The sequence below is a fragment of the Kitasatospora sp. MBT63 genome (assembly GCF_000710465.2).
Classification (GTDB): domain Bacteria; phylum Actinomycetota; class Actinomycetes; order Streptomycetales; family Streptomycetaceae; genus Kitasatospora.
Genome location: NZ_JAIZ01000075.1, coordinates 1 through 10,295, shown reverse-complemented (window position 1 = coordinate 10,295; position 10,295 = coordinate 1). Strand labels below are relative to the sequence as shown.

Below are 10,295 nucleotides of genomic sequence, written 5' to 3'. Positions count from 1 at the left end.
CACCCGGCCGTCCGGCTGGTGCAACCCGGGTTGCTGCCCGGGGTACCCGGGCGCTTGCCGCCCCGGGGCCCCGGCCCCGGTCGGCACTCCCCGGCGCGCATCCCGAGCGATGGCCCGGCCCGCCGTTCGCGCCGGGAAGCACCGCCCCCGAGCGCCCCTGCCGGACCGCCGCGCAAGCCTGGCCCGGCAGCAGAAAGGGCCGCCCGAGAGCGGCCCGTATCGTCAGCGGAAGCGACGATACCTTGGTCCCCCGACGTGATCATGGTTCCGTTTCGGGTCCTCTTCGGAGTCCCGTTCGGGGTCCTCTTTCGGGTTCCGTTTCGGGTGCCGTTTCGGGTTCTGCAGCCCGGTCGGCTACGGCTGAGCGGACAAGGGGTCTGACCTGCTGGACAAGGGGTCCAGGGAGGCCACTCCGGGGCGCCGACAACTTCCCTGTGGACCCTCTGCGGCGGCGATCCGGTCCAGGGCAGCGATCACCTGGGCGCCGTCCGGTCGGCCGGTCGGGTCGTGATGCATAGGAGTGGGCTGGTCGCGGTGCCTTGATCATCTCGAAGTGTCTGAGCTGTGGCCGTTCTCGATCTTCGGTTCCGTGGTGCTGGTGCTGGTGCTCCTGGTCGTCGTTCTCGACTTCGGTGGTGGTGGTCCGTCGGGTGGTGACGCAAGGGTGTGAGAAGTCGTCTTGGCGGTCGGTGCGGGCCGGTACGGTCCGGGCATGGCGATGATGACGTGGGGTCTGTCGGTGGTTGAGCTGGCCGACGGGGACCGGTGGTCGATGGCGGTCGCGCAGCCGGACAGCGGCGACTCGTACGACGCGCTCGCGGTCCGGTTGAAGCAGGCCGGGTTGAAGCGGGTGAACTCGCGGGAGTGGAACGGCGGCCTGTGGCCGGTCACCGCCTGCTCGGTGAGCGTGCTGGGCGGGCGGCTGGCGGAGGCGCACACCGGACGCTCGCGGCTGCTGTGCCAGCCGCCGGTGGAGGTCAGCCCCGGCTGGGAGAAGGCCGGTGCGCGCGGGCGGGTGGTGCTCGGCCTGGTCCACCCCGGCACGTTCCCGTCGACGGGGGAGGGGTACCTGCTGCCCGAGCACCTGGAGCACGCGGTGGAGACGGTGGAGGCGGAGGCCGCGGCGGGCCGGCTGCTCGCCGGACTCGCGGTGCTGCTCGACCACCCGGCGCCGGCACCCGGGCGCCGCTGACCCGGCGTTCGGAGAAGAGGACCAGGCCGTAGCCGTCGGCCGCTACGGTCGGCCCCATGACCGATCCCGTGTACATCCTGATCCACCCCGACGGCCGCGCCGAGTGGGGCGCCAACAAGGCCACCGCCGAGAAGGCGATGGGCCCGTACGGCGTCGGCCGGGGCTGGCTCACCGACGCCTCGCTCGGCCTCCGGGTCAGCATGTCGGACTGCGCGCTGATCATGCCGGAGGAGTTCGCCGAGAACCCGTACGCCGTCGCGGTGCTGGCCCACGTCGCCGGGTGCGGCCCCGAGCAGGCCCTGCAGCCGTCGCGCGGCCCGGTCGCGCTGTGGGGTTTCGACCCGCGCAACGAGTGGGACAGCAGCCGCCCGCTGACCGAGTGGGAGCGGGCCGTCATCACCGAGGCCTTGGCCGTCGCCGGGTGCACGGTCGGCTGACCGACAGACGCGGTACGTGAACCGGGTGACGTACGCCGGGCCCGGTTCACGTACCGGCCCGGCCCCAGGGTGGTCAGCGGGCGGTGCGGGGGGCTTCGAGGTGGCGGGCCGCGGTGAGGGTCTGGCCCTGCTTGACCGCGTCGCGCACCCGGTAGGGCAGGCGGTGGCCGCTTTCCAGGGTGCCGAAGCCGGACAGCAGCTCGGCGCCGGTCAGGCCCCAGTGCTGGCAGACCAGGTCGAACAGGCGCCAGGTGACGGTGCCCCGGAACGCCCGGGAGACGGATGGCTGGCTCACGCCGAGGTGGGAGGCCAGGGCGACTTGGTTCTCGCCGGTCCACGCGGCGATCAGGCGGATGGTCTCGGCGACGCGCTTCTCGGTGTCCATCCCTGTATTCAACCAGTGAATAGGTCAGTCGGTCTACGCATACGCGAGAGGTCGGCCTTTCGCGCGGTGGCCGGCCATCGTCCTTCGCCCAAGGGTCGGGGCTCGCGGAGCTCCCCCGGTGGACGGCTCGCGGTGGTGGCCGCGCCCGGCCGGGGTCGGGCGGATCGGCCGCCGTCAAGGCGGTCGACCCTCCGGGGAGTTTCGGCGGTGGAGCGAAGCGGAGCCGGCGAAAGTCTTCGGAGGGTTTTCCGGTCGGCCCCGGTTGGGGGTGGCAGGGTTCGGAGGCGTCCGCCGGGGGAGCTCCGCGTCCCGGCCCGCACCACCCACCCACGGTCAGCGCCCAAGATCACCGAGGCCCCCCTCCCTCGGGGAGGCTCGGCCCGCCGGAGGCGCTGTGAGGCGAGCGGGAGCACCCTCCGGCGGTAGGGGAGGGGCGGGTGCAGAACCGGGGCGAACCGGACACCCGCTTTCGAACTCGTTCGTAACGGGTTTGGTAGGTCCGGGTCGGTCCGGGAACGACCGAGCCCCCGCCAGCGGGGTGCTGGCGGGGGCTCCGGTGATGATCCACATCCCCTCTCGGAGAGGGGGTAAACGAGGCGGTAAACGTAAACGGTAAACGGCTGACCTGCTGGTTTACCGCGTTTACCCGGCCCGCTTCTGGGCGGGGGAGGGGCTGACAGGAGTGGTCTCCCCCACGTACAGCTCGGTGTCGTCGGTCAGGTCGGGGACCAGGTGCGCGGGCAGGGTGGGCTGGTGGCCGAGCGCCTGGGCGAGCGCGTCGTACCGGACGGCGAGGCCGCCGGTTCCAGCGATCGTGGCGACCCGGGTGGGGATGCCCGCGTCCCTCAGCTTGGCGGGGAAGGTCTTGGTGGTGAGGCCGAGGAACCGGCCGGACTGCTGGAGGCCGTGGAGGAGGTCGGCGACGTGGACGGCGGCCCGCCCGTCGAGGTCGGCAGCGGCGACCGCGTGCTCGACGTACAGGCGGAGCTCGGTCTTCCACTCCCCCGTGTCGACGGGCAGCGCCTCGGGCTCGGCCTCCGCGCCGGCGATCGGCAGCACCATCGGCGTGGCGGCGACCAGCTCGGCCGGCACCGCCCGCACGCCGGTCTTGAACGGCTGGTCCCCGCGCAGCCCGCAGGCCGCCACGCCGCCGATGACGCTCCACAGGAACACCATGCCGCTGAACTCCCATGAGGCCGCCAGGACGCCCGCCACGGGCATCGTCAGGACCACGCAGCGCCAGGCGGCGATCCGGTGGCGACGGTGGCGCACGTGCCCGGGGTCGAGTACCGGCGCCTCGAACGCGCCGAGCAAGCTGATCGCCGCGTCGTGCCGGGTGGCCTCGAACTCGGCTGCTGCCAGCGCGGTCTGATGCGCCGGGACCAGCCCGCCGTTCTCGGCGGCGCTGCGCCGCAGCTTGGTGGCCTTCTTGTGGGCGGCCTTGCCCAGGCGCCCGTGCTCGGCGACGGCCGCCGTGTGGGCCTCCAGGCGGCGCTTGACGATCCGCCGGATGATCTCCTCCTCGGACACGGTGTGCCCGCCCGCCCAGTGGGCGAGGAAGACCGCGATGTGCCCGGCGCCGCGCTGGACGCGGACGACGTTGCGCCCGGCCATCAGCCGATCACCTTCTCGCCGATCCAGGAGAACAGCGGGACGCCGACCATGGCGGTCCAGCCGCCGATGCTGGAGGCGATGCCCCAGGTGGCGCCGGTGATGCCGCCGGACAGGGCGAGCAGGCGCTCGCCCCAGCCCTTGGCGAAGACCAGGAAGAGGATGACGCCGACGACCAGGACCAGCACGAGCCAGCTGCCGGAGTAGCCGAGGACCTGTCCGGCGGAGACGTGGACGGCGCCGGCGCCGTCCTGGCCGACGGCGACGTGCCCGACCCCGGCCCCTGCGGCGTTCCCCGCGCCGGTGAACCCGCCGCTGATCTTGCCGATGATGCCGCCGGTGACGGCGGAGGCGAGCACCATGGTCAGCCAGGTCAGGGTCCAGGGCAGCCACACGGAGCGGTTCTTGAGGGCGGAGAGCTGACGTCCGGCGCGGAAGTAGATGAACATCGCGGTGATCATCATCGTGGCGAAGCCGAACGCGCTGCCCGCGCGGGTGACGACGTGGGTGAAGAAGTCCATGGGTCAGCGCTCCGTGATCCAGTAGGCGACGGTGAGGGGGATGAGCTCGACGGTGCCGAGGCCGGCGGCGACCAGGACGGCGGTGGCGAGCGGGCGGGGCAGGTAGCCGAGGCCGACGGCGATGCCGGTCAGCAGGGCGGTGAGGACGTCGAGGCCGACCGCGACGGTCAGGCCCTTGGTCGCGGCCAGCGGCAGCGCCCAGTGCGCCCAGGCCGGGGAGAAGACGGCGCCGGTGACCGAGGCCGGGGTGACGCAGACCCTGATCGCGCGGCGAACGCGCGCCCAGTCGACGGTGTTGTGGTGGTCGGGGGCCAGCGTCGGGATCACCGGGGCGGTGGCCGGGGCGGCGTAGTGGTGGTGGACCACGGTCGTGCCGCCCGGGGCGGCCTGGCGGGTGTAGTCGGACCAGGTGGTGACCAGGCCCGGGGTCGGGGCGTAGTCGGGGCGCGGGGGCGTGGTCACCGGTGCCACCCCTCGCGGCGGGCCAGCAGGCGGATGCAGTACCAGGTGACCGCCGCGTTCCCCAGGATCAGGAGGAGGCAGATCAGATTGCCGATCATGTGTTTCTCCAGGTCAGGTGAGGTGCGCACCCCGGGTGTTCGGGGTGCGCACCAGCGGGGTCAGGAGGACTGCCACCAGTGGCGGCGCGGCGGGGCGGAGTGCCAGGCGGTGATCGTGCGGTTCTCCGGCCGGGCGTCGAGGGCGGCGCGGCCCTCGCGGTCGTTGCGGCGGATCTCGGCCGAACGGCGCTGGCGGGCCTTGGCCTTGGCCTTCTCGGGGTCGCGGCCGAACATCAGCGGCCCCCGATCTGGCCGGTGACGGTGAACGCCTTGCCGTTGAGCTCGCACGTGGCGTGGAACTCGGCGGCGCCGCCCTGGCCGTCGCTGACCTGGACCGAGTGGACCCACTTCTGTCGGATGAGGTCGCGCACGGCCTCGACGCTGAGCGGCTGGTCGGCGCGGTAGTCCGTCTTGTTGGTCGGGCGGATGACGCCCAGGCCGGGCAGGTTGATCGGCGTGCTCACTGGGACTCACCACCCAGCAGGGCGCGCAGGAGGCGGGCCGCGGCGGTGCCGGCCGCCTTGCGGACGGCCGGGGTGATCGGGGGGATCGGGAGGGGCTTCGGGGTAGCGTCGGGCATTGCTGGTCCCTTCACGGAGGGGTTGGCGCCCCCCGCCCGGGAGCTGTGAGAGGTGACCGGGCGGGGTTCTGCGGATGGCACTTGCGCGAAGCGGGTACCTAGGTACTACGCTGTGGTACCGAGGTACTACAGAGCTTTGTAGCAGTAGTTCCCGGTCCCCTGCAAGGGGCTTGACCCTCCGTCACCGCAGAAGGAGTTGTTCGACATGGCGTCCGAATCCGTCGGCTATCTGGCGATCGCCGACCACTACCGGAGGCTGATCGCCGACCGGCAGATCGCAGACGGGGAGCGCCTCCCGTCGGTCCGCAAGATCGCCGACCAGTGGCACGTCGCCACCAAGACCGCCCAGCGCGCACTCCAGGTCCTCCGCATGGAGGGCTTCGCTTCCCCGGTCACCGGGCTCGGGTTCGCGGCCCGGTTCCGCCCGCACGAGTCCGCCGTGCTGCGGGTGAAGGTCAACGGGACGCGCCAGCGCGGCGAGCAGTACGCGGCCGAGGACGAGGCGCTGATCCTGTCCGCCGAGGTCACCCCCACGACCGGCCCGGCCGGCGACGTCCTCGGGGTGGAGCCCGGCAGGCCGGCGATCCTCCGCACGGGCATGGTGAAGCGCGGGGACAAGGTGATCCGCATGTCCCACTCGTGGTTCCCGATTGAGCTGGGGGACCTGGTCCCCGAGCTGCTGACCGTCGAGTCCACCCCGCCGGGCAACGTCGCCCGCATCGAGGCCGCGACCGGGCGCCACACGGTCGTCACGGCCGACCACTTCACGGTCGACCTGCTCGGCCTCCAGCTCGCGCAGAGCTTCGGCGTGCCGCAGGGGGAGCCGGTCCTGACCAGGACCACAGTGAGGCACGACGGCCTGGGCGTCATCGAGTACGGGACCACCTGGTTCCCGCGCCACGTGGTGCTGGCCGTCGAGTACACCGACGCCGTCGACCACGCCAACTAGCAGAGCGGCCGACCCCGTGCAGCCGGGGTCGGCCCGCAGTCCACGAGGAGAGGCCCCACGTGAACCACACCGTCGAGTATGACCCGCACACCCCTGCGCACCAGGTGCGCACCCCCGCCCACCAGCGCATCAGCACCCCCGCCAGGGTGGTGCTCGGTCTGATCTTCGTGGTGATGGGCGGTGTCGGCATTGCCGGAGCCGTCGCCACGTTCTTCAACATGAAGGCGGCGTTCGGCAGTTCGGGAACCGCGGTCGGCGTCGTCGCCGCAGGCGAGGGAGCAACCGCCGTGCTGGGCCTGACCCTTGTGGGTCTGACCCTGATCACCCGGCCCTACCCGACGGGCCTGCGGCTCGGCCTGTGGCTGATCCCGCTCGCCGGGTCGGTCACCGGCGCTGTGGTCGCCCTGGTCAAGCACGACTACCAGCACGCCATGGTCAACGCGGTGACCCCGCTGGCCATGACCGTCGCCGCCGAGATGGCCGGCTACCTCGCCCGCTCGATCGTCGTGGCCTCGACCGGGATCGACGCCGAGGCCGACCGGAAGACCGGCGAGACCCTTCGCCGGATCGAGTGGCACCAGGCCCGCGCCCAGCACCACCCGAACGAGCGCACCCGCACCCGCTCGGCGAAGGCGGCCTGGAAGCTCGCCAAGGGCCTGGGCCAGAACGACCCGAGGCTCGGCCAGCAGCTGTCCACCGCCTACGCCGAGCGCACCGCCAGCACCGCGCTGACCGCGCTGGACTCCCTGTACCACCGCGCCCCCGGGCAGCAGCCGGCGGAACTCCCCGCCGCCCCGGCCCCGGTGGTCCCGGTCGCCGTCGAGCCGCCGACCACCCCGACCGTCGAGCAGCCGCCCGCCGTCGAGGAGCCGGCGGAGGTCGTCACCGCCACCTACGCCACGGACTCCTACCCGGAGGCCGAGGTGGTCGAGGACCAGGCCGTCGAGCAGCCCGCCCAGTTCCCCGCCGACCGCTGGCTGCAGTCCGTCCCGAACGAGGTGCGCACCGAGGTGCACACCCAGGTGCGCACCGGCTCTGACCAGCAGGTTGACACCGACGACGAGGACGACGACGCCGGAGACGAGGCGGCCCGCGACGCCCGCGACCAGCAGATCATCCGCGCCGCCGCCGAGGGCACCAGCCAGCGCGAGATCGCCCGTCAGGTGGGCTGCTCCGCCACCACCGTCCGCAACGTGCTCGCCCGGCACGCCGCCGCCCAGGAGGTGGCCTGATGACCGTCTACCCCTGGCCCAGCAAGCTCGTTGGCGACTTCACGATGGAAGAGCTGGTCGCCGCCATCAAGGCGTCCGAGTCCGGCGAGTACCAGATGAATCCGTCCGTGGTGCAGAGCTGCACCCGGGAGTGGGAGCGCCGCCACGGGCTCACCCCTGACGAGGACTGACCAGCGAAAACGCCGCAGGGCCCGTCCCCCGGTGAGGGGGACGGGCCCTGACGGTCTTCTAGGTCACACGGTCCACTTTCGCGCCGTGCGCCTCACGTTGAGCCTTCGTGGGGCATGATGATCGCCTGCACAAAGGCTGGTGCGGAACGGGTTTGCCGACCCGGACCCCGCTGGCCGAACCCCCCGAACTGTCGCCACTGAACCGGCGAACGACAGCAGAGGAACCCGACGCTTGACCAGCGTAACGGGTGAACCGCCCTCCGGCGCAACACCCCACCAGACTTCGGTGCACACCGGTGCACACCCGGGTGCGCACCCCGCGCACCCCCAGGCCAGCGGCCCGGACGTCGCTCCCGCACACGCGGTCGAGCGCCCGGCTGACGGTGGACCGGTCCGCCGGCCGAAGCGGCCGAAGTGCCCGATGTGCCGACGCGCCGTCAGGGCCGTTCCGGGCAAGGTCGCCGCGACCTACTGCTCCGACGCATGCCGAAAGCGGTCAAAGCGCATCCAATCCGGCGAACCGGCCACACCCGCACAGAACGGGGCGTCAGCACCCGTCCCGGTGTCCGGGGTTGAAGCCCCTGTTTCCGCAGGTCAACGGCGCTTTTCTGGCCCCCGGCCGCACCCGGCCCGGCTAGGGAAAAGAACAACAGAGTTTCCGGCCGCTGCAACGACCGGCGGAGGGCAGACGGGCGGTGGGGGAGAGCGCGAGAGGGGGCTCCCCCTCTCGCAGGCCCCGGCCACGACGAACGGCATCGACCGCGACAAGCAGCACCACCACGAACCCGGCAGTGAGGCCGGGCCGTACGGCACGCGCCCGGCCGACCTGGAGACCACCGCCGCGGCCCGCGCCGCCCGTACCGACCCGGACCTCGCCCGCCAGGAGAAGGCCCGCCGCAGCGCGTCCCGCCGGTACGCCGGGCGCCGAACGCTGTGGCAGATCACCGGCGACCGCGCGTGCCGCGCGTGCGGCCGGGCCGTCATGGACCCCGACACCGGGGCCATCCAGGCCCAGACCGCCGAGGGCTACTCGGTGCTGCTCGGCGTGCTCAAGTGCGGCCGGATTTGGCTGTGCCCGATCTGCTCCGCCAAGATCCGCAACCGCCGCTCGCGGGAGATCAGCAGCGCGATCGTGAAGTGGATCAAGGCTGGTGGGTCGGCCTACGCCGTCACGTTCACCCCCCGGCACACCCGCGCCAGCCGCCTCGCCGACCTGATGGACGCCATCCAGGGCTCCCGCTCCGCCCCCCTCGCCGAGCGGGAGGCGGCGAAGGCGGCGATCCTCGCGGCCAAGCTCAACGTGGCCGACACCTGGGCCCGCCGGCGGGAGGCGATCGACGCGGCCCGCCGCGCCGCGCCCAAGGGCCAGAAGAAGAAGGCGATGGAGGACGTCCGGGAGAAGGCCGTCGAGTGGCTCCAGGAGGCCGCCCACGGCCTCACAGCAGCCCGTGAGGCCGCCCGGGGCAAGGTCCGTAAGGCCGGGGCCTACCAGCGCCTGATCACCGGCGGCACGTGGGCCGGGCGGCCCGAGGACGGCGACCCCGACGGCATCCGCGGCCGGATCGGCTACATCGGCATGATCCGGGCGACCGAGCTGACGGTCGGTCTCGGCAACGGGTTCCACCCGCACATCCACGCGATCGTGCTGGTCGGTGGCCGGACCGAGGGCAAGGGCTGGGACCGCAAGATCACCGGCACGTTCGAGCCGGAGGAGGAGGACCTGGCCGAGTGGCAGGAGCACTGGCGCCTGACCTGGAGGGACAGCCTCAAGGCGATCGACCCCACCTTCGAGCCGTCCCTGAGCTGCGAGATCCCCGACTGCAAGTGCCACGGAGAGGGCCACGGCGTCCACTTCGAGCGGCTCAAGACCGTCGCCGACGCCGAACGGCTCGGCGAGTACCTCGCCAAGACCCAGGACGGCAAGGACGCCGTCCAGGAGCTGGCCGGCGCGCACAACAAGACCGCCTGGAAGGGCAACATGGCGCCCTTCGAGCTGCTCACCCGAATCGGTGAACTCCTCAAGGGCAAGCCGTCCAACCTGGTCGCCGGGCACGGCTCGCTGGAGCAGTGCCTGGAGTGGTGGGCCGAGTATGAGGCGGCCACCTCGGGCCGCCGCGCAATCGAGTGGACCCGCTACCTGCGCTCCCTGCTCGGCCTGACCGGCGGAGACGATGCCGAGGACGACCTCGACCTGCTCTTCGAGGGCGAGGCCGTCTCCGAGTTCCGCGCGGGCGTCCAGATCAAGACGGGGGCCTGGCACCTGGTGGCGAACAACGGCTACGACCACGCCGTCAGCCAGGCCACCGAGGGCAACGGCATCAAGCTGGAGAACGTCGTGGGTGTCGTCCAGGCCGCTGGCGGCGAACGCGATGACGTCCGACTGCTCACCTCCGGTGAGCTCCAGCAGCTCTACGACGACGTGATCGGCGGTCTCCAGCAGCGCCGAGCCGAAGCCGAGGCCCGCCGTCAGCTTGAACAGGCCGGGCACACGCCCAAGCGGCAGCGCCTGGCCCCGGGCGCCGAGAGCCAGGAGGATGCCGAGCCCATCTCGGCCGCGCTCGCCGAGGCCCTCGCCCGACCCGAGCCTGACAACCTGTTCGTCCGCATCCGCCAGGCCGTCCGCGCCCGTCGGACCGAGGCCGAGCCGACCTCCAGTGC

12 protein-coding genes are annotated in these 10,295 nt (G+C 72.5%); 6 read left to right on the top strand and 6 right to left on the bottom strand.

What is annotated here, in order from left to right; all coding sequences use genetic code 11:
• Positions 1–712: 712 nt before the first annotated feature.
• Positions 713–1,192 carry a hypothetical protein gene (locus AA75_RS05320; protein ID WP_051811881.1) on the top strand — a complete coding sequence of 160 codons (480 nt, stop codon included), beginning with the start codon at positions 713–715 and terminating at the stop codon, positions 1,190–1,192.
• 56 nt (positions 1,193–1,248) lie between these two features.
• Entirely contained in the window at positions 1,249–1,629 is a 381-nt protein-coding gene (locus AA75_RS51650; protein ID WP_033818581.1) for a hypothetical protein, read from the top strand.
• 73 nt (positions 1,630–1,702) lie between these two features.
• Here the strand turns inward: AA75_RS51650 and AA75_RS05310 are convergent, their stop codons facing one another.
• From AA75_RS05310 to AA75_RS05290, 6 genes are all read right to left on the bottom strand, one after another.
• Positions 1,703–2,014 carry a hypothetical protein gene (locus AA75_RS05310; RefSeq protein ID WP_051811880.1) on the bottom strand — a complete coding sequence of 104 codons (312 nt, stop codon included), beginning with the start codon at positions 2,012–2,014 and terminating at the stop codon, positions 1,703–1,705.
• A gap of 642 nt (positions 2,015–2,656) precedes the next feature.
• Positions 2,657–3,628 (bottom strand): hypothetical protein, encoded by a 972-nt coding sequence (locus AA75_RS05305; RefSeq protein ID WP_033818580.1) that lies wholly within the window; start codon positions 3,626–3,628, stop codon positions 2,657–2,659.
• Positions 3,628–4,146: a hypothetical protein gene (locus AA75_RS05300; protein ID WP_033818579.1), complete on the bottom strand. Its 519-nt coding sequence runs from the start codon at positions 4,144–4,146 to the stop codon at positions 3,628–3,630. Before AA75_RS05300 ends, AA75_RS05305 begins: the two co-directional genes overlap by 1 nt.
• A gap of 3 nt (positions 4,147–4,149) precedes the next feature.
• Positions 4,150–4,608, bottom strand: a complete 459-nt coding sequence (locus AA75_RS05295; protein WP_033818578.1) for a hypothetical protein — start codon at positions 4,606–4,608, stop codon at positions 4,150–4,152.
• Between the two features lie 158 nt (positions 4,609–4,766).
• A complete protein-coding gene (locus AA75_RS49040) occupies positions 4,767–4,940 on the bottom strand; it encodes a hypothetical protein (RefSeq protein WP_158515441.1) in 174 nt (57 codons plus the stop codon).
• Complete coding sequence (locus AA75_RS05290) at positions 4,940–5,170, bottom strand: hypothetical protein (protein WP_033818577.1); 231 nt, start codon at positions 5,168–5,170, stop codon at positions 4,940–4,942. The genes AA75_RS49040 and AA75_RS05290 overlap by 1 nt, the downstream gene beginning before the upstream one ends.
• Before the next feature lie 321 nt (positions 5,171–5,491).
• Between AA75_RS05290 and AA75_RS05285 the strand changes: the two genes are divergently transcribed.
• From AA75_RS05285 to AA75_RS05275, 4 genes are all read left to right on the top strand, one after another.
• On the top strand, positions 5,492–6,235 hold the full coding sequence (locus AA75_RS05285) for a GntR family transcriptional regulator (RefSeq protein WP_033818576.1): 744 nt from the start codon (positions 5,492–5,494) through the stop codon (positions 6,233–6,235).
• Between the two features lie 59 nt (positions 6,236–6,294).
• Entirely contained in the window at positions 6,295–7,467 is a 1,173-nt protein-coding gene (locus AA75_RS05280) for a helix-turn-helix domain-containing protein (RefSeq protein WP_051811879.1), read from the top strand.
• Positions 7,467–7,637 carry a hypothetical protein gene (locus AA75_RS49035; RefSeq protein ID WP_158515440.1) on the top strand — a complete coding sequence of 57 codons (171 nt, stop codon included), beginning with the start codon at positions 7,467–7,469 and terminating at the stop codon, positions 7,635–7,637. Before AA75_RS05280 ends, AA75_RS49035 begins: the two co-directional genes overlap by 1 nt.
• A gap of 982 nt (positions 7,638–8,619) precedes the next feature.
• On the top strand, positions 8,620–10,295 hold a 1,676-nt coding region (locus AA75_RS05275), incomplete at its 3' end, for a hypothetical protein (RefSeq protein ID WP_033818575.1).